Annotated in this window: 22 protein-coding genes; 7 read left to right on the top strand and 15 right to left on the bottom strand. The window is 69.4% G+C overall.

Going from position 1 to position 23,788, the window contains the following annotated elements; translation table 11 throughout:
- Positions 1–76 precede the first annotated feature (76 nt).
- The gene (nrdR, locus tag AB0M51_RS10325; RefSeq protein WP_209694268.1) at positions 77–565 is read right to left on the bottom strand and encodes a transcriptional regulator NrdR; all 489 of its coding nucleotides are present in this window, start codon (positions 563–565) and stop codon (positions 77–79) included.
- A 262-nt stretch (positions 566–827) separates the two neighbouring features.
- Positions 828–2,243 carry an MFS transporter gene (locus AB0M51_RS10320; protein WP_344188063.1) on the bottom strand — a complete coding sequence of 472 codons (1,416 nt, stop codon included), beginning with the start codon at positions 2,241–2,243 and terminating at the stop codon, positions 828–830.
- A gap of 112 nt (positions 2,244–2,355) precedes the next feature.
- On the opposite strand from AB0M51_RS10320, the gene AB0M51_RS10315 reads away from it, so the two are divergent.
- Both AB0M51_RS10315 and AB0M51_RS10310 read left to right on the top strand, forming a co-directional pair.
- On the top strand, positions 2,356–2,670 hold the full coding sequence (locus AB0M51_RS10315; protein ID WP_344188064.1) for a metal-sensitive transcriptional regulator: 315 nt from the start codon (positions 2,356–2,358) through the stop codon (positions 2,668–2,670).
- A complete protein-coding gene (locus AB0M51_RS10310; protein ID WP_344188065.1) occupies positions 2,667–3,620 on the top strand; it encodes a nucleoside hydrolase in 954 nt (317 codons plus the stop codon). The genes AB0M51_RS10315 and AB0M51_RS10310 overlap by 4 nt, the downstream gene beginning before the upstream one ends.
- Here the strand turns inward: AB0M51_RS10310 and AB0M51_RS10305 are convergent.
- Positions 3,613–4,191, bottom strand: coding sequence for a TetR family transcriptional regulator (locus tag AB0M51_RS10305; RefSeq protein ID WP_344188066.1), 579 nt, complete (start codon positions 4,189–4,191; stop codon positions 3,613–3,615). The two genes, AB0M51_RS10310 and AB0M51_RS10305, sit on opposite strands and share 8 nt — an antisense overlap.
- A gap of 64 nt (positions 4,192–4,255) precedes the next feature.
- On the opposite strand from AB0M51_RS10305, the gene AB0M51_RS10300 reads away from it, so the two are divergent.
- Positions 4,256–4,858, top strand: a complete 603-nt coding sequence (locus tag AB0M51_RS10300; protein WP_344188067.1) for a GNAT family N-acetyltransferase — start codon at positions 4,256–4,258, stop codon at positions 4,856–4,858.
- Here AB0M51_RS10300 and AB0M51_RS10295 read toward each other — a convergent pair.
- Positions 4,818–5,312, bottom strand: a complete 495-nt coding sequence (locus AB0M51_RS10295) for a LysM peptidoglycan-binding domain-containing protein (RefSeq protein WP_344188068.1) — start codon at positions 5,310–5,312, stop codon at positions 4,818–4,820. The two genes, AB0M51_RS10300 and AB0M51_RS10295, sit on opposite strands and share 41 nt — an antisense overlap.
- Positions 5,313–5,677: 365 nt before the next feature.
- On the opposite strand from AB0M51_RS10295, the gene lexA reads away from it, so the two are divergent.
- Both lexA and AB0M51_RS10285 read left to right on the top strand, forming a co-directional pair.
- Complete coding sequence (gene lexA, locus AB0M51_RS10290) at positions 5,678–6,442, top strand: transcriptional repressor LexA (RefSeq protein ID WP_344188069.1); 765 nt, start codon at positions 5,678–5,680, stop codon at positions 6,440–6,442.
- 48 nt (positions 6,443–6,490) lie between these two features.
- Positions 6,491–7,000, top strand: a complete 510-nt coding sequence (locus AB0M51_RS10285) for a glutathione peroxidase (protein ID WP_344188070.1) — start codon at positions 6,491–6,493, stop codon at positions 6,998–7,000.
- Positions 7,001–7,105: 105 nt separating this feature from the next.
- Here AB0M51_RS10285 and ligD read toward each other — a convergent pair whose 3' ends face one another.
- From ligD to AB0M51_RS10260, 5 genes are all read right to left on the bottom strand, one after another.
- Positions 7,106–8,080, bottom strand: a complete 975-nt coding sequence (ligD, locus tag AB0M51_RS10280; protein ID WP_344188071.1) for a non-homologous end-joining DNA ligase — start codon at positions 8,078–8,080, stop codon at positions 7,106–7,108.
- Positions 8,077–10,071 carry an ATP-dependent DNA helicase gene (locus AB0M51_RS10275; protein ID WP_344188072.1) on the bottom strand — a complete coding sequence of 665 codons (1,995 nt, stop codon included), beginning with the start codon at positions 10,069–10,071 and terminating at the stop codon, positions 8,077–8,079. Before AB0M51_RS10275 ends, ligD begins: the two co-directional genes overlap by 4 nt.
- A 55-nt stretch (positions 10,072–10,126) precedes the next feature.
- Positions 10,127–12,427, bottom strand: a complete 2,301-nt coding sequence (gene secD, locus AB0M51_RS10270; RefSeq protein ID WP_344188073.1) for a protein translocase subunit SecD — start codon at positions 12,425–12,427, stop codon at positions 10,127–10,129.
- A gap of 235 nt (positions 12,428–12,662) precedes the next feature.
- Positions 12,663–13,295 carry a response regulator transcription factor gene (locus AB0M51_RS10265; RefSeq protein ID WP_344188074.1) on the bottom strand — a complete coding sequence of 211 codons (633 nt, stop codon included), beginning with the start codon at positions 13,293–13,295 and terminating at the stop codon, positions 12,663–12,665.
- Between the two features lie 31 nt (positions 13,296–13,326).
- A complete protein-coding gene (locus AB0M51_RS10260) occupies positions 13,327–14,445 on the bottom strand; it encodes a DUF5931 domain-containing protein (protein ID WP_344188075.1) in 1,119 nt (372 codons plus the stop codon).
- A 189-nt stretch (positions 14,446–14,634) separates the two neighbouring features.
- On the opposite strand from AB0M51_RS10260, the gene AB0M51_RS10255 reads away from it, so the two are divergent.
- Positions 14,635–17,004 carry an immune inhibitor A domain-containing protein gene (locus AB0M51_RS10255; protein ID WP_344188076.1) on the top strand — a complete coding sequence of 790 codons (2,370 nt, stop codon included), beginning with the start codon at positions 14,635–14,637 and terminating at the stop codon, positions 17,002–17,004.
- 51 nt (positions 17,005–17,055) lie between these two features.
- Here AB0M51_RS10255 and hflX read toward each other — a convergent pair whose 3' ends face one another.
- Both hflX and dapF read right to left on the bottom strand, forming a co-directional pair.
- Entirely contained in the window at positions 17,056–18,531 is a 1,476-nt protein-coding gene (gene hflX, locus AB0M51_RS10250; RefSeq protein WP_344188077.1) for a GTPase HflX, read from the bottom strand.
- 73 nt (positions 18,532–18,604) lie between these two features.
- Positions 18,605–19,450 (bottom strand): diaminopimelate epimerase, encoded by an 846-nt coding sequence (gene dapF, locus AB0M51_RS10245; RefSeq protein WP_344188078.1) that lies wholly within the window; start codon positions 19,448–19,450, stop codon positions 18,605–18,607.
- Between the two features lie 24 nt (positions 19,451–19,474).
- Here dapF and AB0M51_RS10240 point away from each other — a divergent pair, with 24 nt between their 5' ends.
- Positions 19,475–19,744, top strand: coding sequence for a hypothetical protein (locus AB0M51_RS10240; protein ID WP_344188079.1), 270 nt, complete (start codon positions 19,475–19,477; stop codon positions 19,742–19,744).
- Here the strand turns inward: AB0M51_RS10240 and AB0M51_RS10235 are convergent.
- The 4 genes from AB0M51_RS10235 to AB0M51_RS10220 are packed head-to-tail and all read right to left on the bottom strand — an operon-like array spanning position 19,734 to position 23,765.
- Positions 19,734–21,362 (bottom strand): amidohydrolase family protein, encoded by a 1,629-nt coding sequence (locus tag AB0M51_RS10235; protein ID WP_344188080.1) that lies wholly within the window; start codon positions 21,360–21,362, stop codon positions 19,734–19,736. The genes AB0M51_RS10240 and AB0M51_RS10235 overlap by 11 nt on opposite strands.
- A 4-nt stretch (positions 21,363–21,366) precedes the next feature.
- Positions 21,367–22,491 (bottom strand): o-succinylbenzoate synthase, encoded by a 1,125-nt coding sequence (gene menC / locus AB0M51_RS10230; RefSeq protein WP_344188081.1) that lies wholly within the window; start codon positions 22,489–22,491, stop codon positions 21,367–21,369.
- Positions 22,481–23,116, bottom strand: a complete 636-nt coding sequence (locus AB0M51_RS10225) for an SIS domain-containing protein (protein WP_344188082.1) — start codon at positions 23,114–23,116, stop codon at positions 22,481–22,483. The genes menC and AB0M51_RS10225 overlap by 11 nt, the downstream gene beginning before the upstream one ends.
- The gene (locus AB0M51_RS10220; RefSeq protein ID WP_344188083.1) at positions 23,109–23,765 is read right to left on the bottom strand and encodes a GNAT family N-acetyltransferase; all 657 of its coding nucleotides are present in this window, start codon (positions 23,763–23,765) and stop codon (positions 23,109–23,111) included. The genes AB0M51_RS10225 and AB0M51_RS10220 overlap by 8 nt, the downstream gene beginning before the upstream one ends.
- Positions 23,766–23,788: the final 23 nt, after the last annotated feature.

Below are 23,788 nucleotides of genomic sequence, written 5' to 3'. Positions count from 1 at the left end.
CTGCTACCGCGGTCTGTCGGGACCGCCCCGTTGAGTGTTGCTGGGTGCTACCTGGAACTACTTCCGTTCCCCCGGTTTATGTCTGTTGGGCCGGCTGGGGCGGCTCAGTGCCCTGCGGCTCCTTCTCGGCCCGCAGCAGCGCGATCTCGGTCTCGAAGTCGTCGGCCGACTCGAACTGCCGGTAAACGCTCGCGAACCGCAGGTACGCGACCTCGTCCAGCTCTCGCAGCGGCCCGAGGATCGCGAGTCCGACCTCGTGCGCGGGAACCTCCGGCGAGCCGCCGCCCTTGAGCGCGTCCTCCACCTTCTGGCCGAGCCGCGCGAGTTGGTCGGCGTTCACCGGCCGGCCCTTGCACGCCTTGCCGACCCCGTTGATGACCTTCTCGCGGCTGAACGGCTCGGTCGCGCCGGAGCGCTTCACGACCGTGAGCTGCATCTGCTCGACGGTGGTGAAACGCTTCTCGCAGACCGGGCACTGCCGCCGGCGGCGGATCGCTCCGCCGTCCTCGGCCACCCTGCTGTCGACAACCCGGGAGTCGGCATGCCGGCAATACGGACAGTGCACGACGGATCACTTCCTCCCGTGGGCCATCCTGGGGATGGCATGTGGATCAGCCTGGGGACAACCTGTGTAGAACCTGTGTGCAACTAACCACTACCTGTGGAAAATTACACCCTTGTAACCACTACATCTAGGGATCCTAGATCCCTGCGCCGACAGTTTGCAAGCACGCTCCGATTGCCCGCGCGTGTCTCTGATTCCAACACTCACGCGACCTGGTGTAGTCCCGCGTGGCGCCACCACAAGGGCCGTTCCGAGGCGCAAACTACGGCCTCCGCAGCGCCTCCTCCCGGACCTTCACCCCCGGCGTCCGCAGCGTCACGGCGGCCACTACGGCGCCTGCCGCCGCGACCACCGCCGCACCCACGACGGCCGCCGAGTACCCGTCGGTCAGCGCGGCAACGTCGGTGAGCAGGTCGGCCCCGTTCGCGGCCGCCACCGCGGTCATCGCGGCCAGCCCCAGCGCGGAGCCGATCTGGTAACTGGTGTTCACGAGGCCCGACGCCAGCCCGCCCTCTTCCGGCCGCGCCGAGGACAGCGCGATCCCGAGGCTCGGGATGAACGCCAGCGACATCCCGGCCGCGGCGAGCAGCGATCCCGGCAGTACGTCGCCCCAGAACGAGCCGGCCGGACGGATCAAGGACAGCGCGGCGAGGCCCGCCGTGAGGACCGCCATTCCGCCGACCAGCGTCTTCTTCGGTCCGGCCTTGGCGATCACCCGTGGTGCGACGACGATCATCCCGAGCATCGTCAGCGTGGTCATCGGCAGCAGCGCCGAGCCGCTCGGGAACGCCCCGAGACCGAGGACCTGCTGCAGGTACAGGTTCAGGAAGAACCACATCGGGATCCACGCGGCGCCGAGCAGGAACTGGGCCAGGTTCGCAGCCGCCAGGTTCGGCGTCCGGAAGATCCCCAGCCGCATCAACGGCTGCCGCCGCTTCGCCTGCACCGCCACGAACGCCGCCAGCAGTACGACGGCCAGCGCGCCGACCAGCACCGTCGACGCCCGGCCTGCCTGCGGGGCACGCACGATCGCGTACACCCCCGCGGCCAATCCGATCGTCACGGTCAGCGCGCCGAAGACATCGACCGATCCGGACCGCGCCTCGGCCCGCGGCATCAGGGCCGGCGTGGCGAGCAGCGCGACGAGCGCGATCGGGATGTTCAGGTAGAACACCCACGGCCACGACAGGTACTGCGTGATCACCCCGCCGAGGAACACCCCCGCGGTACCTCCGGCCGGCGCGGCTGCGCCGTACAGGGCGATGGCCTTGGTCAGCTCCCCCGGGTTCGCCCCGAAGAGCATCATCAGCAGGGTCAGCGCGGACGGCGCGATCAACGCGGCGCCGACGCCCTGGACCGCGCGGCCCGCGAGCTCCGACCCGACGCCGGAGGCGAGGCCAGCGACCAGCGAGCCGACCAGCAGTACGCCCCACCCGGCGGCGAAGACACGCCGCGCCCCGAGCAGGTCGGACAGCCGACCGCCGAGCAGCAGCAGTCCGCCGAACGCCACGACGTACGCGTTGAACACCCACGACAGGTTGCCGGGACCGAACCCGAGCTCGCCCTGCATCTTCGGCAGCGCGACACCGACGATCGAGGTGTCCATGATCACCATGAACTGCGCCGCGGCGATGACGGCCAGTGCCCACCACCGCCGCGACGACTTCGTCTCGCTCATTTTGAACTCCTTACCGGTATGGGGTATCGACGGATACCGTAGGGGGGTATCAGGAGAAACGCAAGAGTGGTCCCGCGGACGGTAGGGTTCAGCGGGAACCTGGGAGGATGTGGTGAGCGTGGCGGAACCGGTCGCTGAGCATGCGCAGCACGGTTACATCGGCGACAAGGACGCGTACCTGCGGCGGCTGAAGCGGATCGAGGGCCAGGCCCGCGGGCTGCAGCGGATGGTCGAGGACGAGAAGTACTGCATCGACATCCTCACGCAGGTCTCGGCGATGACGAAGGCCCTCGAATCGGTCGCGCTCGGCCTGCTCGAGGACCACCTCACGCACTGCGTCGTCGACGCCGCCGCGGCGGGCGGACCCGAGGCCGACGAGAAGATCAAGGAGGCGTCCGCAGCGATCGCCCGTCTGGTGCGCTCGTGACCACCAGGACGCCGGTGGTGCTCGACGTCGACACCGGCCTGGACGACGCGTGCGCACTGCTGCTCGCGGCCCGGCACCCGGGCCTCGACCTGAAGGCGGTGACCTGCGCCGGCGGGAACGTCGGGATCGACGACGTGGTCCGCAACACGCTCACGGTGCTCGACGCCGCGGGCCGTCCCGACGTGCCGGTCGCCCGCGGTGCCGCCGTACCGCTGATCCAGCCGGTGCGTCCGGCGCGACACGTCCACGGCGAGGACGGGCTCGGGGATCTCGACTGGCCGCGGTCGACGCGGCCGACCGATCCGCGGCACGCGGTCGAGCTGCTGCGCGACGTACTGCGGGACGCGGCGGCGACGGGCGAGCTCGTCACACTGGTCCCGCTGGCGCCGATGACGAACGTCGCGCTGCTGCTGCGCACGTATCCGGAGGCCGCGGCCGGGCTGCGGGAGATCGTCTTCATGGGCGGCTCGGCGGGCATCGGGAACGCGACGGCGTCCGCGGAGTTCAACATCTGGAGCGATCCGGAGGCGGCCGCGATCGTGCTGGCCGCGGCGAACCAGCTCGGGGTCGCGGTCACCATGTACGGGCTGGACGTGTTCTACGACGTCGTCGTCACACTCGAGCAGGCACGCAAACTCGGCGGCTCGCCGTCGGCGGAGCTGGCCCGCAAGCTGATCGAGAAGCGCAGCGAGCGGTACCAGTCGGACGGCGGGAGCATCGGCGACGGCGGCGCGGTGTGCGCGGTGATCGACCCGTCCGGGCTGACCACCGAGCCGCACCCGGTGCGCGTCGAGCTGTCCGGCGGCTGGTCGCGCGGGCGAACGATCGTCGACACCCGGACCGCGTCCGACCAGGCGAACGACGTCCAGGGCCCGGCGCCGGTGATTCAGGTCGCGACAGCGGTCGACGCCGAGCGGTACGCCGAACTCTGGCTGACGACTGTCAGCTGATCAGCGCGTTCAGGCGGGCGCGGACGCCGTACAGGAACAGGTCGAGGCCGTCGGCGAAGACGTCGTCCGCGGCGACGACCGCGGCCAGGCTCCAGCGGGCCGTGATCTCGAAGATGTGCCGAGCATCTGGTTCCGGTACGCCGATCCGCACCAAGGCCTCGATCTGGGCCCGGACCAGTTCGGCGCGCGAGCCCTCGCCGCGATCCCGGTCCGGCGTGATCTTCGACTGGATCAGGCCCGCCAGCCCGGGATGTTCGGCGTAGAACGCGCGCAGTTCCAGCGAGCCGGAGCGGGTCAGCTCGATCCACTCGTCGACGGTCCGGAGTTGGCCGTACGCCGTGGTGTCCGCGGCGAACTGGTCGAACGCGTTCCGGGCCACCAGGTCGAGGAGCTCGGACTTGTTGCGGACGTGGTGATAGAGCGACGGCGCGCGCACCTGCAGGCGGTCGGCGACCACGCGCATCGTCAGGCCGTCGACGCCGGCCGCCCGGATCACGGTCAGCGCCGCGTCGGCGATCGCTGGGACCGTGATGCCGGCCGCCGCATGGGACGAGGGGTCGCGATTACTCATGGAATCTCGCTGTCCGTCGGGGTACTGTCTAACGACATTAGACAATAGCTCCGAGGATGGCACCGTGACCGGATTCCGACCCGCGTATCCCCTGCTGACCGAGCGGCTGGAGCTGCGGCCGCATCGGATGGGCGACCTGGACGACCTGTTCGCCTTCCATTCGCGGCCGGAGGTGGTGCGGTACACGCCGTGGCCGGTGCGGGATCGCGAGGAGACCCGGGTCGCGCTGGAGCGGAAGCTGCCGCAGGGAGAGCTGACCGAGGCCGGTCAGTGGCTCGTACTGGCGATCGAGTTGCGCGAGACCGGCACCGTGATCGGCGAGGTACTGCTGAAGTGGGCCAGCGAGGCGGATCGCCAGGGTGAGATCGGGTTCGCGCTGCACTCGGACTACCAGGGCAAGGGATTCGCGGCGGAGGCCGCGCGGGAGATGCTGCGGGTCGGCTTCGAGGAGCTCGGACTGCACCGGATCGTGGCGGTGCTCGACGACCGGAACACCGCGTCGGCCAGGCTGCTCGAACGACTCGGGATGCGGCGCGAGGCGCATCACCTGCAGGCGTTGCGGTTCAAGGGCGAGTGGGCGAACGAGTACGTCTACGCGCTGCTCGCCGACGAGTGGCGCGCCGGGCTCAACCCGCGACCGGGATCTGCAGGGTCTGACCGGGGGTGATGTCGGCGGGGGTCGCGAGCTTGTTCAGATTCGCGATCTTCTCGACGACGATCGTCGGGTCCTGGCCGGGGTTGGTGGACTCTGCGATCGACCAGAGGGTCTGACCGGGCGCGACCTGGACCGGGACGGTGTGGGTGAAGTGCGGGCCGGGCTCGAGGACGCCGGCGATCCGCAGGCCGAGGACGAGCACCGCGGCCCCGAAGACCAGCACCGAAACGGCCGTCAGCAGCATCCGCCCGCGGCGCGTGAGCCGCAGGGTGGCAGGCTCGACGTGCGCTCGCCGCGCCACCGATTCACCGGCACAGCCACGCACCGGCATCCGGTCGGTGGTCGCACCCTCGATCCGACGACGGGGCGCCATCTGACGCTCTGTCGGGACGAGCTTGAGGTGTGGCTCGGTCTTCGTCGAGCGGCGCGGGGCCAGGGCGTCGGCCGCAACGGCTGCTGTGCTCATCAGTCCTCCAGACCTCGGTTGGTGCACGTTCTACGGTGTGGTTCCTGTCTATCGGCCGCCTCCGACAATTTCCGGAGGAAGCGACCTGCCGACCGACCCGAACACCTGTTCGATCGAACGTCTGTACGAATGATTAACCGACAGCCGCCCGTCGCGCAACCACTTCCAACCGCGACACGCCCAGAAAATTCCTGACACCGAAGCTGCCCGCGTACGCCCTATAACCCGACACCCGAACAAACTTGCGAACCGACACGCCTTCGAACAGATGTTTGAAGAATCTCAAGATTCGGTCTACGGTCATCTCAGTCGAGCAAGCTTTCGGCCGGTGCGGGTTCGCCGGCCCGACCCGAGGAGCAATGAGCGTGGACAAGGCAGCGGGCAAGTCGTCCGGCAAGCCGGCCAAGGACGCCGACCGGACCGTCGCCGAGCTTCCCGACGGGCCGGCCGACGCGACCGGCCTGACGCCGCGGCAGCGCCGCGTGCTGGACGTGATCCGGGACTCGGTCGACAGCCGCGGCTACCCGCCGTCGATGCGGGAGATCGGCGAGCGGGTCGGGCTGACCAGCTCCTCCTCGGTGTCGCACCAGCTCCGGGTGCTGGAGCAGAAGGGCCTGCTCCGCCGCGACCCGAACCGCCCGCGCGCGATCGAGGTCCGCTACCCGGGCGAGGTGGACGCGGCCGCCCGCCGGTCGGCGCTCGGCCCGGTGCGGCAGACGGCGTACGACGAGACCGGCGCCGGCGACGCGCACCCGGACGCGGCGTACGTGCCGGTGGTCGGCCGGATCGCCGCCGGTGGCCCGATCCTCGCCGAGCAGGAGATCGAGGAGGTCTTCCCGTTGCCCAAGGCAATGGTCGGCGAGGGCACGCTGTTCATGCTGAAGGTCAAGGGTGAGTCGATGATCGAGGCGGCGATCTGCGACGGCGACTGGGTCGTCGTCCGGCAGCAGCCGACCGCGGAGAACGGCGACATCGTGGCCGCGATGATCGACGGCGAGGCCACCGTGAAGACGTTCAAGAAGACCAAGAACGAGATCCTGCTGCTGCCGCACAACCCGGCCTTCGAGCCGATCGACGGCAAGGACGCGACCATTCTCGGAAAGGTCGTAACAGTTCTGCGCCGAGTCTGACATATCGGACGGCGAGCGAAGTCCGGCGTGACGTGTCAGCATTGAGACATGACGACTGTCTATGACTTCAGCGCGCGGCGGATCGAAGGCAATGAACAGTCTCTTGCCGATTTCCGCGACCAGGTGCTGCTGGTGGTGAACGTGGCATCGCAGTGCGCCCAGACCCCGCAGTACACCGGCCTGCAGAAGCTCTACCGGTCCTACCGCCGGCAGGGCTTCGCAGTGCTCGGTTTCCCCTGCGACCAGTTCGGCCACCAGGAGCCCGGCGACGAGAACGAGATCGCCAACTTCTGCTCGACGATCTACCACGTCACGTTCCCGATGTTCGCCAAGATCGACGTGAACGGGTCGAGGACGATCCCGTTGTACAACTGGCTGAAGCGGGAGCAGGGCGGCCTGCTCGGCGGCCGGATCAAGTGGAACTTCACCAAGTTCCTGGTCGGCCGCGACGGCGGTGTGATCGCCCGCTACGCGCCGACCCACGCACCCGAGAAGCTGGCCGACAAGATCGAGGCCGCACTGGCCGTTCCGGCGCCGTCGCCGAAAACGAACGACTGACAATCGGTGAATTCCTGCGACAGTTGAACGGAAATTGTCGCAGCGACGCGCGCTATTCGCCGCATTCCGAACAATTCGGGGTCGGCTGCATGTCGTGAAATGTATTCAGGTGCGGTCCAGAAGCACCGATTCCGGGTCGATGTCGAGCCGCAGACCGCGCCAGACCGGATGCCGCAGCCGGCCGTCGCCGCCCCACCCGGAGAACGTCACCTCGGCGACCAGGACCGGGTCCAGCCAATGCGCCCGGCGCCGGTCGGTCGACGGAATCGTGGCCGGGTCGAACGCCGGCCGGTCGATCTCGAGGCCGGTCAGCTCGGCGCTCAGCATCTCCAGGGTCGCGAAGTCCAGCCCGGACCCGACCTTGCCGATCAGCACCAGCTCGTCGCCGTCGTACGCGCCGCAGTAGAACGAGCCGATCCTGCCTTCCCGGTTGCCCTCGCCCGGATGCCAGCCGCAGAGGATGACGTCGCGGGTCTGCACCGGTTTGATCTTGATCCAGTCGGAGCTCCGCCGACCAGGCAGGTACCGCGATTTGCGGCGCTTGGCGACCACGCCCTCGAGCCCTTGCGCGGCGGACAGTTCGAGCGCCTCGGCGCCGTCGGCCAACGCCGGCGGGACCTCCCAGAACGGGTCGCCGACGTCCAGCGACTCGAGCAGCCCGCGCCGGTCGTCGTACGTTGCCTCCAGCAACCACTTGCCGTCGAAGCGGAGCACGTCGAACAGCCGGACCGACACCGGCACCTCGGTGATCAGATGCCGGAGCTGGCGCGGGTCGCGGACGTGCATCCGCCGCTGCAAAAGGCCGAACGACGGCGCACCGTGCTCGTCGAGAGTGACGATCTCCCCGTCCAGTACGGCGGGCAGCCGCAGGCCCGGGGCCTCCGCCAGACCGATCAGCTCCGGGTATCCGCCGGACACGTCGTGGCTGTTCCGCGACCACAACCGGCAGACACCGTCGTCGACGTCGGCGATCACCCGGATGCCGTCCCACTTCAGCTCGTACGACCAGCCCGGGCCGGACGGCATCTCCCCCAGGGACGCCATCATCGGCAGCACCGGCGGACCGGTCACCGGGCTCATGAGGACTGCAGTCGTTTCAGCGCGCCGAGCACCTTCTCCCGGTCCGCGGTCGGCCACATCGGCGGCAGCGAGGCGCGCAGGAACCCGCCGTACCGCTGCGTGACGATCCGCGGGTCGAGGATCGCGACCACGCCGCGGTCGGTGCTGCGGCGGATCAACCGGCCGGTCCCCTGCGCGAGCAGCAGGCCGGCGTGGGTGGCGGCGACCGACATGAACCCGTTGCCGCCGGCCTCGTCGACCGCGCGTTGCCGGGCCGCCATCAGCGGCTCGTCCGGGCGCGGGAACGGGATCCGGTCGATGATCACCAGGTTGCAGGTCGAGCCGGGGACGTCGATCCCCTGCCACAGCGACAGGGTGCCGAACAGCGAGGTCTCCGGGTCCTCGACGAACTCACGGGCCAGCTCGCCGAGCTGCGCGTCGCCCTGGCAGAGCACCTTGAGATCCGTTGCCTCGCGCACCGCCGCGGTCGCGGCCTCGGCGGCGCGGCGGGAGGAGAACAGCCCGAGCGTCCGGCCGCCGGCCGCGGTGATCAGGTCGACGATCTCCTCGAACTGCTTCTTCCCGAGACCGTCGCGGTGCGGCGCCGGCAGGTGCTTGGCGACGTAGAGGATCGCCTGCTTCTCGTACTCGAACGGGGAGCCGACGTCGAGGCCGCGCCAGGGCAGCGGACCGCGCTCGTCCGCCTCGTCGAGCTCCGGCATCTCGGCGTCGTCATCGAGCTTGTCGCTGGGCTTCAGCCCGACCTGCCGGGCGATCGCGTCGAAGTCGCCACCGAGCGTCAACGTCGCGGAGGTGAGCACCGCCGTGCGGTCCCGGAGGACCAGCTCGCGGAGCAGGCCGGCGACGGTCAGCGGGGCGATCCGGAGCTCGCGGCCGAACCGGTCCCGGTCGATCATCCAGACCACGTCGGCGTCGCTCAACGCGGCGACCCGCTCGGCGACGTCGAAGATCTCCTTGACCGCACCCTTGGACTGCCGCTTGGCGCCGTCCGGGTCGTCCTTGTCGTCGGACTTCTTGTTCAGGTCCGAGTACAGCCCGCGGGCCGCGTCGCGGACCAGGCCGGCGGCCTCCAGGACGAGCGTGTTGCTCGGCTCGATCCGGCCCTCCCGGGTGCCGTCGAGGGCGGCCCGGAGCGCGTCCGAGGCGTCGATCAGGTCGTCGGCCTTGTCGTCGTCGACGAACCGGCGGGCCCGCTTGGCGGCCCGCTCCACCAGCTGTGGGGAGAGCTCGTCGCCGGCCGCGCCGGTGACCCGGGCAGGCAGCTCGTGCGCCTCGTCGACGATCACCACGTCGTGCTCGGGCAGGACCGTCCGGTTCTCGAAGGCGTCGATCGAGAGCAGCGCGTGGTTGGTGATGACGATGTCGGCCTTGCGGGCCTCTTCCTTGGCCTTCTCGGCGAAGCACTCCTCGCCGTACGGGCATTTCTGGGCGCCGAGGCACTCGCGCGCGGCGATCGCGACCTGCTGCCAGGCCTGGTACTGGTGGGAGGGCGCGTGGTCCCGGTCGCCGGCCGCGCCGTCCGCGAGCTGCTGCTCGGCCCAGTCGCGCAGCTCGACCACCTGGCGGCCGATCTCCCCGGCCGGCGGCACGTCGACCAGCATGCCGTCCTCGTCCGGCGCGCCCTCGCGGATCCGGTGCAGGCAGGCGTAGTTGTTCCGGCCCTTCTGGATCGCGTACTTCGGCCGCCGCGGCAGGAGCTTCTCGGTCGCGTCGAGCAGCGCCGGTACGTCGCGGTCGACGAGCTGGGACTGCAGCGCGAGGGTCGCCGTCGAGACCACCACCCGGCGGTCCTCGATCGCGTGCACGAGCGCGGGCACGAGGTACCCGAGGGACTTGCCGGTGCCGGTGCCCGCCTGGACGAGCAGGTGCGACCCCTCGTGCATCGCGGTGTCGACGGCCTGCGCCATCTCCACCTGCCCGGGCCGGGTCTGCCCGGCGATCCCGGACACGGCGGCTTCCAGCAGTTCCTTGACATCAACACCCACCGCCACACCCTAGCCCGCGACGCCGACAGATTTCCGGTCGACGCCGCGGGGTGTGGATAACCTAGACGACCGCCCCGCGGTCCGGCTGGGCGTCGCGGTCGACCTGCGCGCGCTTCGGGCGCGGCGGCGGGGCCGGGAAGCGGCGCTCCAGTTCGAGCAGCAGCGGTGCGGCGGTCAGGTTCGAGGAGTACGTCCCGACGACGATGCCGAGCAGCAGCGCGAGCGCGAAGTCGGCCAGCGAGTCGCCGCCGAGGAACAGCAGCGCGGCCAGGATGAACAACGTCGAGATGCCGGTGTTGATGGTCCGCGGCAGCACGTTCACGATCGCGGTGTCGATCGTCGTGCCGAGGTTGCCGGTGGCTCGGGCACTGCGGGTCTCACGGATCCGGTCGAACACCACGACCGAGTCGTTCACCGTGTACCCGATGATCGTCAGGATCGCGGCCAGGAAGACGCCGTCGATCGGTTTCCCGGTCCACGCGAAGATCCCGACCACGACCGCGACGTTCTGCAGCAGCGCGAGGACGGCGCCGGCACCGAAGGTCCAGCGGAACCGTACGGCGAGGTACGCGAGTTGGGCGAACAACGCGATGCCGAGCGCGATCAGGCCCTTGTTCCGCAACTCCTTGCCGAGCGACGGGCCGATGCTCTCGTTCCGGAGCACCTCGGTGTCGCCGGCGGTCCGGGAGATCGACTCACGGATCTTCTCCGCCTCGTCGTCGCTGATCGTCCCGGTCCGGATCGTGAAGTCGTCGGCCCCCGAGGCCTGGACGACGGCGGTCGGATACCCGGCCTCCGCGACCGCTGCGCGGGCCTGGTCCGGCGTGATGCGTTGCGCCGTACTGACCTCGAGCAGCCGGCCGCCGGTGAACTCGATCCCCAGGTTCAGACCACGGACGGCGACACCTGCGACGCTGACCACGATCGCGACGGCGGTGATGACGAGCCAGCGCCTGCTGTGCTTCATCAGGGACGGCCGACGGGCCTCGAGCCAGGTCCGGACGCGTCCGTGGCCCGCGATCCCGCTCAGCGCCGGGCGACGCAGTACGAAGCCTCGTGAGACCACGAACTCGGCGAAGACGCGGGTGACGACCAGCGCGGACAGCATCGACGCGATGACGCCGATCGACAGCGTGACACCGAAGCCGCGGACCGGGCCGGCGGCCAGGAAGAACAGCAGACCGGCGGCGAGCAGGGTCGTGATGTTGGAATCGGCGATTGCGGACAGCGCGTTCTGGAATCCGCTGCGGAGCGACCGGCGCAGACCGTCGGTGCGGCCGGCGATGTAGTCCTCGCGGGCGCGCTCGAAGACCAGGACGTTCGCGTCGACGGCCATTCCGATCGCCAGGACGAAACCGGCCAGGCCGGGCAGCGTGAGGGTGGCGCCGATCGCGGTCAGGGCGGCGTACGAGATCGCGGAGTACCCGATCAGGCCGAGGACCGCCATCAGGCCGACCAGGCGGTAGACCACGATGATGAACAGGGCCGTCAGCGCGAGGCCGATGATCGCCGCGAGCGCGCTGGCCTGGATCGCGTCCTGCCCGAGGGACGGGCCGACCGTGCGCTGGTCGATCACCTCGACCGGCACGGGAAGCGCGCCGCCGGAGATCAGCGCGGCCAGGTCCTTGGCGTCCTCCTCGGTGAACGCGCCGGAGATCGTCGTCGTACCGCCGGAGATACCCAGGTTGCAGAGCTGGTTGCCACCGTTCGGGTCGACCTGTGGGGCGCTGATCACCTCGTTGTCGAGCACGATCGCGATCAGGCGTTGCGGCGTACCGACCGGTTGGCAGGCTGCCTTGCCGGTGATGTTCGCCCACGTCTTGCCGCCGTTGCCCTTGAACTTCATCTCGACGAACCAGCCCTGCCCGACCTGCTGCGGGTCGAGCATGCCCTCCGCGCCGCTGACCAGCTCACCGGTCATCGCCGGCTTGGCCAGCCGGAGGAAGCCCTGACCTTGCTCGGTCGGCAGGTAGGTCTCCCCCGCCGCGGGTTTGGCCGGCTTGGTGGCCACCTGGTCGAGGACCTCGTGGAAGGTCAGCTGCGCGGTCTTGCCGATCACCTTCGCGGCTTCCCGCGGATCCTGAACGCCGGGGAGCTCGACGATGATCCGGTTCTCGCCCTGCCGGGTGACGTTCGGCTCGCTGACCCCGAGTGCGTCGATCCGCCGGTGCAGGACCTGGGTCGCCTTGTCCGTCGTCTCCTTGGTCGCCTTCACCGTCGGCGAGTCCTTCGCCTCCAGCACGATCTGCGTCCCGCCGCGCAGGTCCAGACCCAGTTGTGGTTTCGCGGTCAGCGTGACGTACGTCGACGCCGCCAGCACCAGGAACGCGAGCAGAGCACGGACAAGGGACGACCGGTTCACCGAAGCCTCCGGAGGTGGGCACCCACAGCGCAGGTGTCATGACACAGAGCATCCACGCAGCCGTGGAACGCCCAGTGTACGAACGCCCCACAATCACACAAGCGACCGTGTCGCAACCGTAACGTCAGTCGACCTCCCACGTGGCCTGGCAGGCCTGGGGAGGATTCTTGTTCCGATCCGGGCGGGAAGTCCTCCCCAAGCCGGTCACGTGCCCGGATCGGGCACGCGGGGGGTGCTACTCGGTGAGGCCGTTTTCCAGGGCGTAGCGGACGAGTTCGGCGCGGTTGTGGAGTTGGAGTTTGCGGAGGGTGTTCTGGACGTGGTTCTCGACGGTGCGGTGGGAGAGGACGAGACGGGTGGCGATCTGCTTGGCGGTGAGGCCGCGGGCGACCAGGCGGAGGACCTCTGTTTCGCGCTCGGTGAGGTGGGGGACTTCCGGGCCGGTCGCGCCCAGGCGGCGGTACTCCCCCAGCAGCAGTCCGGCCAGCCCCGCGCTGAAGACGGCGTCGCCCTCGGCGGTACGGCGTACCGCGTCGTCGAACTCGTCCAGTGACGCGGATTTCACCAAGTACCCGGAGGCCCCGTTCTTCACCGCGGCGAGTATGTCGTCCTGCTCGGCGCTGGCGGACAGGACGAGCACACGGGTATCGGGCAGCGCCGTGGTGATCTCACGGGTGGCGTCGACGCCGGAGCCGGTGCCCAGCTGCAGATCCATCACCACGACGTCCGGCCGGGTGGCCAGGGCGATCTTGACGGCGGACACCACATCCGCGGCGGTCGCGCAGACGTCGTACCCGCGGCTTCCGAGGTCGCGGGCGACGCCCTCGCGCCACATCGGGTGGTCGTCGACGATCATCACGCGGGTCATCGCCGGGCACCTCCCGATCGAAGGACAACGGTCATATCTTCAGCTCCCATTCGGTTCCTTCGCCGGGGGCGGTGCGGACGGTGACGGTGCCGCCGAGGTCGGTGATGCGGCCGCGGATCGACTGGCTGACGCCGAGATGGCCGTCGGCGCGGGCCTGTTCGAGACGGGCGGGCGTCGTACCGCGTCCGTCGTCGCGGATCGACACCACGACCTCGTCACCCAGCTCCTCCACGACGACCCACGCCCGAGCCTCCGGGCCGGCGTGTTTGGTCACGTTGCTCAGCGCTTCCTTGACCGCGGCAACCAACTCGGTGGCAGTAGCCGTTGGCAGCAGCACCTGAAGCGCCGGTACGACGACGTCCACGCGCGTGGTGGCCAACGGCAACAACAGCCCGCACAGGTCCACCCGGTCACCGTCCGAGGCGACGGCAGGCCGTGACGACATCAACGTGCGCAGGGCAACCTCCTGCTCCGCCGCCAGCCCGGCCAGTTCGAGCGCCTCGCCGCCGATCGCCGTACCGCGGCGCTGGACCTGTGCCAGCACCTGCAGTACGCCGTCGTGGATCGACCGGCTGAGGCGCAGCCGTTCCGCGGTCGCGCTCTCCGCGGCGATCGCCGACCGCAGCCGCTCCCCCGCCTGCCGCATCGTGGTGGCGGCGTATCCGACCACCAGCCCCGCCACCAGCAGCAACTGCACGTTGCTGAGGATCTTCGACACGTGGTCCACCCCGCGCAGCGACAGCAACGCGAGGCTGATCGTGACCGCGCCGAGCAGGCCGCCGTCCCGCCCGCGGGCGATCGCGAGCGCGAGCACCGGCCCCGCCGCCCACACCGACGTCAGCACGGACGCGCCCGCGCGGATGTCCAGCAACGGCTGCGCCCAGAGCGTGGCGTACATGCAGCCGACCGTGACGATCAGGTCCACGAACGCGAGCCGCGTGTTCCGGCGCCCCCAGCGGATGCTGTAGCCGTACGACGAGACCAACGTCCAGACGCCCATCACCGTGAGTTGCAGGACCGCGCCGTACGGCCGGACGATGCCGTCCCACCGGGACCACACGCCGAGGCACGCGAACACCCAGGTGAGCACCCGGAACGCGACCAGCGCACGCCACAGCGGCTGCAGCAGGTCGACGGTCGGGCGCTCCACCCGGGACAGTCTGCCAAGCCCGGCACGGGGCACGCGTGAGCCCTTCTACTCAGGACGCAGGTTTCCCCGCTCGTTCACAGGTTTTTCTCAGTTCTACTTCAGCTTGCCGGATTTTCCCCGTAATCTCGGGCCCAATTCACGCTCGGGGGAGCATCGACAACGCAGCGTAATCACACACGGAGGGGAATCGTGCGCAAGCTACCCGCCGGGCTGTTCAGCCTGGCCTTGGCGGCGACGACCGGGCTCGGCATCGCCGCAGCCTCGGCCGGGAACGCCGCCACATCGCCCACGTCAGGGTCGGCGCCGGTCGCCGGCGAGGCAGCGCCCGCACCGGACGAGCTGTCCAGCCCGCTCGAGGACAAGCGGCGTGAACTGCGGCAGGAAGCCCTGACCAAGGTCATCAACGGGCAGGCCACCCCGGAGCAGCGCAACGGCAGCACGGTCGTCAACCTGGGCGCGAAAGCCACGAACAACACCAAGACCGCCAAGCGCAAGGCCGACCAGTACGTCGAGCTCTCCCGGGAGAAGACCGACCGGATCTTCGTCGTGCTCGCGGAGTTCGGCAACGAGCGGCACCCGAACTACCCGGACAAGGACACCTCGCCGAACTTCCCGGGCCCGGCGCGCTTCGACGGCCCGCTGCACAACGAGATCCCGGCCCCGGACCGTTCGGTCGACAACTCGACGGTCTGGCAGGCGGACTACAGCCGGCAGCACTACCAGGACATGTACTTCGGCAGCGGCAACTCGCTGAAGAGCTACTACGAGAAGCAGTCGTCGGGCCGGTACTCGGTGTCCGGCGAGGTCACCGACTGGGTCAAGGTCAAGTACAACGAGGCCCGTTACGGCCGCTCGAACGGCTACCCGTGCTCCGGCAACGTCTGCAACAACACCTGGAACCTGATCCAGGATGCCGTGAACCAGTGGGTCGCCGACCAGGAGGCCAAGGGCCGGACGAAGGCCGAGATCACCGCGGACCTGAAGTCGTTCGACCAGTGGGACCGCTACGACTACGACGGTGACGGCAACTTCAACGAACCGGACGGCTACATCGACCACTTCCAGATCGTGCACTCCGGCGGCGACCAGGCCGACGGCGATCCGTGGCAGGGCGAGGACGCGATCTGGTCGCACCGCTGGTACGCCGGTTTCCCGGGCGGCCCGGCGACCAACCCGAACGGCGGCGCGCAGATCGGCGACACCGGCATGTACGTCGGTGACTACACGATCCAGCCGGAGAACGGCGGGATCAGCGTGTTCGCGCACGAGTACGGCCACGACCTCGGGCTGCCCGACGAGTACGACACCTCGGGTGCGGCGGTCGAGAACGGCGTGAACTGGTGGACGATCATGTCCCAGAGCCGCGTCGGCAAGCCGTCCGACGGCGGGATCGGCGAGCAGGCGGCCGACTTCAACGCGTGGGACAAGCTGCAGCTCGGCTGGCTCGACTACGAGATCGTGAACGCCGGCCAGAACCGGACCGTCGACCTCGGCCCGCACGAGTACAACTCGAAGAAGCCCCAGGGCCTGGTGGTGACGCTGCCGAAGAAGCAGGTGGAGCACCAACTGGTCCAGCCGCCGTCCGGGACGAAGGACTGGTGGAGCGGTCAGGGCAACAACTTCACGCACACGATGAGCCGCCAGGTCACACTCCCGGCCGGGCAGCCTGCGAGCCTCACCTTCCAGGCGAACTGGGACATCGAGGATTGCGGTACGACGGCCTGCGACTACGCGTACGTCGACGTGAACGACGGCAGCGGGTTCAAGACCGTCAAGGGCAACATCACCAACGATGCCGAGGGCAACGGGATCGACGGCACCAGCAACGGCTGGAAGCCGGCCACGTTCGATCTCTCGGCGTACGCCGGGAAGACGATCACCCTGCAGTTCCGGTACGCCACCGACCCGGCAGCCGGCGGGATCGGGTTCTTCGCCGACGACATCAAGGTGACCTCCGGGTCCACCACAGTGGTCGACTCCGGCGCGGAGACGTCGCCGGACGGCTGGACGCTGAACGGATTCAGCTCGGTCGGGTCGTCGTACACGAGCCAGCACGACAACTACTACCTGGCGTCGAACATCAACTACGTCGCCTACGACAAGCACTTGCAGACCGGCCCGTACAACTTCGGCTGGGCGAGCACGCTCTCGGACAAGGTCGAGCACTTCCCGTACCAGGACGGTCTGCTGATCTGGTACTGGGACACCTCGCAGTCCGACAACAACACCAACACGCACCCGGGCGCGGGCCTGATCCTGCCGGTCGACGCGCACCCGACGCCGATCAACCGGATGGACGGCCTGCTGTGGCGTCCGCGGGTGTCGGCGTACGACGCACCGTTCGGGCTGGAGAAGGCGGACTCGTTCACCCTGCACGTCAACGGGCAGGCAAGCTACGTCCGCGGCCAGAACGCCGTACCGACCTTCAACGACAGTAAGTCGTACTGGTCCGCCGACCAGCCGACGAGCAGCGTCAAGGTCCCGAACAACGGCGTCAACATCAAGGTCCTCTCGAAGACCGGCACCTCGATGAAGGTCCAGGTCAGCAAGCGCAAGTAGCCGGACAGCGAGCAGCCCCCGGAGTGATCTCCGGGGGCTGCTCTGCGTCGTTCAGACGGTCGCGTACGGCGTCAGGTCGCCCGCGAGTGCGGGGTGGACGCGGCCGCTGATGCGGGTGCCTTCGGCGGTGTGTTCGAGCTGCTCGACCGAGCCCTCGGAGTGGATCCGGGAGACCAGGTCGCCGCGCTCGTACGGGAGCAGGACCTCGACCATGACGTGCGGCTGCGGGAGCGCGCCCTCGATCAGCTCGCGGAGCTTGTCGATGCCCTCACCGGTCCGGGCCGACACCACGACCGCGTTCGGCTCGCGGTGCAGGATCGGCGCCAGCGCGAGCGGGTCGGCGGCGTCCGCCTTGTTGATCACCACGATCTCCGGTACGTCGGTCGCGTCGATCTCGGCCAGCACCTCGCGAACGGCCTGGATCTGCGCGATCGGGTCCGGGTGCGAACCGTCCACCACGTGCAGCAGCAGGTCCGCGTCGGTGACCTCCTCCAGCGTCGAGCGGAACGCCTCGACGATGTCGTGCGGCAGGTGCCGGACGAACCCGACCGTGTCGGTCAGCGTGAACACGCGGCCGTCGGAGGTCGTCGTACGCCGGGTCGTCGGGTCCAGGGTCGCGAACAGCGCGTCCTCGACCAGCACGCCCGCACCGGTGATCTGGTTCAGCAGCGAGGACTTGCCGGCGTTGGTGTACCCCGCGATCGCGACCGAGGGCACCAGGTTCCGGCGGCGCTCCTGGCGCATCGTCGAGCGGGTGCCCTTCATGTCCTTGAGCGACCGGCGGAGCTTGGCGATCTTGGTGTTGATCCGGCGCCGGTCGGTCTCGATCTTGGTCTCACCGGGACCACGGCCGCCGATGCCACCGCCGGCCGCACCGACGCGTCCACCGGCCTGCCGGGACAGGTTTCCGCCCCAACCGCGCAGGCGCTGCTTCATGTACTGCAGCTGCGCCAGCTCGACCTGGGCCTTGCCTTCCTTGCTCTTCGCGTGCTGCGCGAAGATGTCCAGGATCAGCGCGGTCCGGTCGACCACCTTGACCTTGAGCCTGTCCTCCAGGTTGCGCAGCTGCGCGGGCGCCAGCTCGCCGTCCGCGATCACCGTGTCCGCGCCCAGCGCCGCGACCAGGTTGCGCAGGTCGGACACCTTGCCGGAGCCGATGAAGGTCGCCGGGTCCGGCTTCTTCCGGCGCTGGATCACGCCGTCCAGCACCTCGGAGCCGGCCGTCTCGGCGAGCAGCTTCAACTCGGCCAGCGAGTTGTCCGCGTCCTCGGCGCTGCCCTCGGTCCAGACGCCGACCAGCAGCACCCGCTCGAGCAGCAGCTTGCGGTACTCGACCTCGCTGATGTCGGTCAGCTCGGTCGACATCCCGACCACCCGGCGGAGCGCCTGGCGTTCCTCGAGGTCGAGGCCCTCGGTGCTCAGCTCGTGGTCATCGTGACCCGTCAACGAATCGCCGGAGTCCTCGCCCTCAAGGAGGTCAAGTTCGACGTCGGTGGTCTCGTCAAAAGCATGTGAATGGGTCGTCATATACCTTCCATGGTGGCACGGGTCTCCAAGTACAAGCGACCCGTTTACCAGGAGTCAACGCCCCACGCAGAACTCAGATTCCCGCCAGCCAGGCGCGATCGAACTCCCCGCGCGCGTGCAGGACGGCCGGCCCGGTCAGCTCGAGGTGGTTGTCCGCACGCCACGTGACGCTGACTTCACCGCCCGGTACGCCGACCCGGTAGGTCACCGGCAGCTCGTCCCGCGCCTGCCGCGCCGCGGCCACCGTCACGGCGCAGGTCCCCGTGCCGCAGGAGCGGGTCTCCCCCGCGCCGCGCTCGTGCACCCGCATCTGGACGTCGTGCGCTCCCCGCCGTACGACGAACTCGACGTTCACGCCCTGCGGGAACGCCGCCGCGGGCGTCCACGTGGGCTGGTCGCACAGGTTGCCCGGCTCGTCCAGGCTGTCGACGAACGCGACCGCGTGCGGGTTGCCCATGTCGACGTGCAACGCCGACCATTGGTGACCGTTGGCCTCCACCACGATTCCGGCCGCGTCCGGGAGCTTCGGGGCGCCCATGTCGACGGTGAGCGTGCCGTCGTCGTTCTGCGCGACCTCCTTGACGCCGGCGCGGGTACCGATCCGGACCGGTTTGCCGTCGATCAGGCCTGCCTCGGCGAGGTACTTCACGAACACCCGGACGCCGTTCCCGCACATCTCCGCGATCGAGCCGTCCGCGTTCCGGTAGTCCATGAACCAGTCGCCGCCGTCCTCGACGTACGACTGCTTGTCCCCCTGGATCACCCGCAGTACGCCGTCCGCGCCGAGGCCGGCGTGCCGGTCGCAGAGGAACCGGACCACGGCCGCGTCGAGGTCACCGTGCACGGAACCGTCCGGGTCGGGCAGGATCACGAAGTCGTTCTCCGTGCCATGCCCCTTCAACCAGGGAAACGTACTCATGGGCACAGCGTACGGTGTGCGGTTGTGGAGTTGATCGCGTACTTCTGGGAGCGGGAGGATGCCGCTGCGGTCGCTGAGCGGCTGGGTGGGGTCGTGCGGCGCGGGCGCTTCCACGGGGAGGACGACGACGAGGACCACCCGTGGATCGTCGTGCTGGCCGACCCGGACCGGCCGACGCTCGACGAACTGCTCGCCGAGTACGACGGCTGGCTGGAGGACGACGAGCCCGGGGAACATGGCGGCGGCGTGCCGACGGCCCCGTTGCCAACGGAGCCCAAGCGCTTCAAGCGATAACGCGGCCGAGTCGGCGGCCGGTGGGTGCGCCCTTCGCCAGGACCGGTTCGCCGGCGACGAGGACGTGTTCGACGCCGACCGACAGTTGCCACGGGTCGTCGTACGTCGACTTGTCGGCGATCCTGGCCGGGTCGAGTACGACGAGGTCGGCGACCGCGCCGGCCTTGATCACGCCGCGGTCGGACCAGCCGAGGCGGGACGCCGGGAGCGAGGTCATCCGGCGGATCGCCTTTGCCAGGGTGAACAGTCCGCGGTCGCGGGCGTAGTGGCCGAGGACCCGCGGGAAGGTGCCGAAGTTGCGCGGGTGCGGGTGCCCCGGGCCGCTCGCGTCCATGATCCAGCCGTCGCTGGCGATCGCCGTGCGAGGGTGCTGGAGCACGGTCGTCACGTCCTCTTCGCGCATCGCGTGGTTGACGACGCTCACGGCGGCATCGTGCGACTCGAGGATGCGCAGGACGATCTCGGCGGCGTCGACCCCGTCTTGACGAGCGATCTCGGACAGACTCATCCCGCGACAGTCCGCGTACCGCCCAGGCGGCAGCGAGGCAATCACCACCGTGTCGGGCGAGAGCAGTACGTCGGCCCGCAGGGCTTCCGCAATCCGGGCACGCTCCGCCGGAACAGCAAGCCGCTCCAGAAGCGGGGACCGAGCGTTCTTTCGCGCGCCTTCGGCGCGGGTGGTGAGGTTGCCGGGCGAGCGGTCGAACGGCGGGGCAGCACCCTGGGCGGGGTGAGGGTCGGAGAGGGCCCAGCTTGGGAGGCGGGTGGTGAGGGTGGTGCTGGTGGCGGTGTACGGGTAGGCGTCCCAGCCGAGGTCGACGTCGGTTGTCCGGTCGAGGTGCTCTAGTGCCGTGGTAACCAGCCCGTGGTTGGCGTGGCCAACAGCTTTGAGGTGGGAGACTTCCAGGCGGGCTCCGCCGGCGCGTGCCGCGGCGATCGCCTCGTCCAGCGCTGCCAACAGGCCCGCGCCTTCGTTGCGGATGTGGGTGGAGTACAGCAGACCACACTCGGCGGCCGTGGCAACCAGCGCGGCGACTTCAGCAGCCGATGCGTACGTGCCGGGCGCGTAGATCAGGCCCGTGGAGAACCCGACCGCGCCCTGGTCCGCGGCCGAGCGCAGCAAATCCTGCATCAGCCGCAGCTCGTCCGGTGACGGCGCCCGCTGAGCAGTACCCATGGCGGCGATCCGGAGCGTGCAGTGCCCGACCTGCAACGCCAGGTTCACCGCCGGTTCCAACGTTGCAGCGAAACCACCCAGGTCGGTCCACGACCACCCGTGCCGCGCACCGAGGAACGCCGTACCGGCCTTCAACGTGTCCACGTCGGTGACCGGGAACGGCGACCACCCGCAGTTTCCGGCGACCAGCGTCGTGACGCCCTGCGCGAGCTGCGACTCGGCGCCCGGACTTGTACCGAGACTGAAATCCGCGTGTGAGTGCAGATCGACGAACCCCGGTGCCACAATGTTGCCCGTGGCATCGATCACCTCGGCTTCGGAGACCGGATCGGCCGGTGGCAGCACCGCGCTGATGCGGCCGCCCTCGACCAGGACCGTCCCGGGCCGGGGCTCGCTGCCGGTCCCGTCGGCGATCAGGCCGCCGGTCAGTGCGATGCGCATCGAGTCACTCCTGTTCTGGGCGGAGAGTCAGTTCACCGACTGTGTTCGCAGCGACGAACTCCCGGTCGACCTGATGCCCGAGCCCGGGCTGATCCGGTACCTGGACGACCCCGCCGACGGCGGTCACGGCGGGCTCGACGATGTCCCGGGCGTAGTACTTCTCCGAGGCGGACACGTCCGATGGGAGGGTGAAGCCGGGGAGGCTGGATAGCGCGACGTTCGCGAGCCGGCCGACGCCGAACTCGTGCATGCCGCCGCACCAGACCGGGATCCCGGCCGCCTGCGCCCGATCGTGCGCCGCCTGCGCCGCGGTCAGACCACCCATCCGCGACACCTTGATGTTGAGGATCCGCAGGGCTTCCAGTCGCAGCGCGGCCTCCAGGTCGGCAACGGTCTCGACACTCTCGTCGAGGCAGACCGGCGTACTGATCCGCCGCTGCAGCTCGGCGTGCGTGAGCAGGTCGCGAGGCGCGAACGGCTGCTCGATCATCGTCAACCCGTACGCATCCAAGGTCTGCAGCCGCGGCAGGTCGTCGGCACTGTAGATCCCGTTCGCATCTACGTGCAGATCGAGCCCGGGGTACGCCGTACGCACCGCCCGCACCGGTTCTACGTCCCAGCCCGGGGCGATCTTCAACTTCACCCGCGGGTACCCGGCGTCGACCTGGTGCTGCACCTGCACGAGCAGTTCGTCGATCGTCGGCTCGATCCCCAGCGAGACGCCCGCGACGACCTCAGTGCGCTTCCCTCCCAGGACCGTTGCCAGCGGCAACTGTTGGACCTCGGCCCACAGGACCCAGGCGGCCACGTCCACGCCGGCCTTGGCGAACTGGTTGCCGCGGATCTTGTGCGCCTGGAGTTGAGAAGGATGAGTCCAGCGGCGGCCGATGACGGAGGGCAGCACGTAGCGGGAGGTGATGTGCCAGCAGGTCTCCACCGTTTCGGCGGCGTAGTACGGGTCGGAAGGGGACGCGATCTCGCCCCAGCCGACCGCACCCGACTCGTCCTCCAGTTCCACGAGGATGTGGTCGAGGTACGCCTTGCGGTGGGAACTGGTCTGGAAGGCATGGACGAGCGGCATCCGCACCCGGTGCAGCCGCGCCGCGACCACGTTCAGCTCAGTTGACATACAGCCCCAGCTCCGTGTTCAGCCGGTCACGCTCGACCAGCCGGCGGCGGGCGCCCTTCGCGCTGGCGGTGGTCAGCGTCGCGAGGACGTGCAGTACGGAGGCGACGACGGTCGGCGAGTCGACGTACGACGCGCTTCCGGTGGCGACATAGATGCTCTGGTCGGCGACCTTCGCGAGCGGCGCGTCCTCGAAGTCCGTGATCGCGACCAGCTCCCCTCCGGCCTCGACGAACCGGTGCGCGATCTCGACCGTGTCACGCCGGTACCGCCGGAACGAGAACGCCACCATCAGGTCGTTCGACCGGACGTCGGCGAGTACGTCGACGCCGCGGACGACGGTGCCGTCGACCAGGGTCACCTGCGAGAGGCCCGCGCCCAGGTCGAAGGCGAGCAGCGACGCGTACGAGAACGACTTCGCGGACCCGACGATGAACCGCCGCCGGGCCGCGACGATCCGGGCGGCGGCCTGGGCGATCGACGTGTCGGTGAGGATCTGGTCCAGCGCCTCGTCGATCGAGGCACGTTCCTGCTCCACCACGCGACGCTGCAGCAGCGTCGACGAGCGGCGTTGCAGGCGGGCGTCGTACCGCTCTTGAGGGCTGCTGAGCTCGCGGTTGTCACGCATCGTCGGCCGGCCCGAAGTAGTAGACGCCGGTCCCGTCCGGCAGCCGCCGGCACGACACGGCGACGAGCCCCTTGCCCAGCAACTCCTCGAACGCGCCACGCAGATCGGCCGTCGGTACCGCCAACTCGGCCACCGGGGCCGGCGTGGACGGTCGCTCGCGGGTCAGGTCCCACTCGACCACGACGCGGTCGGTGCCCGGACCGTACATGTCCGGGGCGAACCAGCGCCCGCGGGCGCCCAGCACGTCGAGGTTGAAGTGTGCGTTGCGGATCTGCGCCGGATCGTACGTCCAGCGCATCCGCGACATCCCGTGGCTGAGGGCAACTTCTTTCTGGGCGTGCTTGAGCATCCGCCCGAGTCCGTGTCCCTGCTGCGCGGCGGCGACCACCGCGGACTGCGAGTAGTGGTAGAACCCGCGCCGGTCGGTGGCGCAGAAGCCGTACGCGAACGCGACCAGCTGATCGCTCTCGTCCAGGATCCCGACCACCGAGCCGCCGTTGCTCGCGAGCGCCCCGAGCAGCCGCGGATTCAGCCCGTACGCCGGGTCGAGATACCCGAACACCTCCCGGTAGAGCGCCGACGCCTCGGCGAACCGGGACGCCGTGGTGAGCGAGACCGCGCGAAAGCTCACCTCAGGGATACGATTCATATCTTGACCATAGCCGCACTCGG

Origin of the sequence: Kribbella sp. NPDC051137, from assembly GCF_040682535.1 — a bacterium.
GTDB classification, from domain to species: Bacteria; Actinomycetota; Actinomycetes; order Propionibacteriales; family Kribbellaceae; genus Kribbella; species Kribbella karoonensis.
Note: the sequence above shows the minus strand (reverse complement) of the source record. Positions and strands in the feature narration are given on the sequence as shown.

What these genes read in the sequence shown, in the direction of transcription:
- AB0M51_RS10320 (WP_344188063.1), bottom strand. Translation starts at nt 2,243, where the DNA reads ATGAGCGAGACGAAGTCGTCGCGGCGGTGGTGGGCACTGGCCGTCATC.
- AB0M51_RS10305 (WP_344188066.1), bottom strand. Translation starts at nt 4,191, where the DNA reads ATGAGTAATCGCGACCCCTCGTCCCATGCGGCGGCCGGCATCACGGTC.
- AB0M51_RS10295 (WP_344188068.1), bottom strand. Translation starts at nt 5,312, where the DNA reads ATGAGCACAGCAGCCGTTGCGGCCGACGCCCTGGCCCCGCGCCGCTCG.
- AB0M51_RS10285 (WP_344188070.1), top strand. Translation starts at nt 6,491, where the DNA reads ATGACGACTGTCTATGACTTCAGCGCGCGGCGGATCGAAGGCAATGAA.
- ligD (WP_344188071.1), bottom strand. Translation starts at nt 8,080, where the DNA reads ATGAGCCCGGTGACCGGTCCGCCGGTGCTGCCGATGATGGCGTCCCTG.
- AB0M51_RS10265 (WP_344188074.1), bottom strand. Translation starts at nt 13,295, where the DNA reads ATGACCCGCGTGATGATCGTCGACGACCACCCGATGTGGCGCGAGGGC.
- hflX (WP_344188077.1), bottom strand. Translation starts at nt 18,531, where the DNA reads ATGACGACCCATTCACATGCTTTTGACGAGACCACCGACGTCGAACTT.
- dapF (WP_344188078.1), bottom strand. Translation starts at nt 19,450, where the DNA reads ATGAGTACGTTTCCCTGGTTGAAGGGGCATGGCACGGAGAACGACTTC.
- AB0M51_RS10235 (WP_344188080.1), bottom strand. Translation starts at nt 21,362, where the DNA reads ATGCGCATCGCACTGACCGGCGGCCTGATCGCCGACGGGACCGGCAGC.
- menC (WP_344188081.1), bottom strand. Translation starts at nt 22,491, where the DNA reads ATGTCAACTGAGCTGAACGTGGTCGCGGCGCGGCTGCACCGGGTGCGG.
- AB0M51_RS10225 (WP_344188082.1), bottom strand. Translation starts at nt 23,116, where the DNA reads ATGCGTGACAACCGCGAGCTCAGCAGCCCTCAAGAGCGGTACGACGCC.
- AB0M51_RS10220 (WP_344188083.1), bottom strand. Translation starts at nt 23,765, where the DNA reads ATGAATCGTATCCCTGAGGTGAGCTTTCGCGCGGTCTCGCTCACCACG.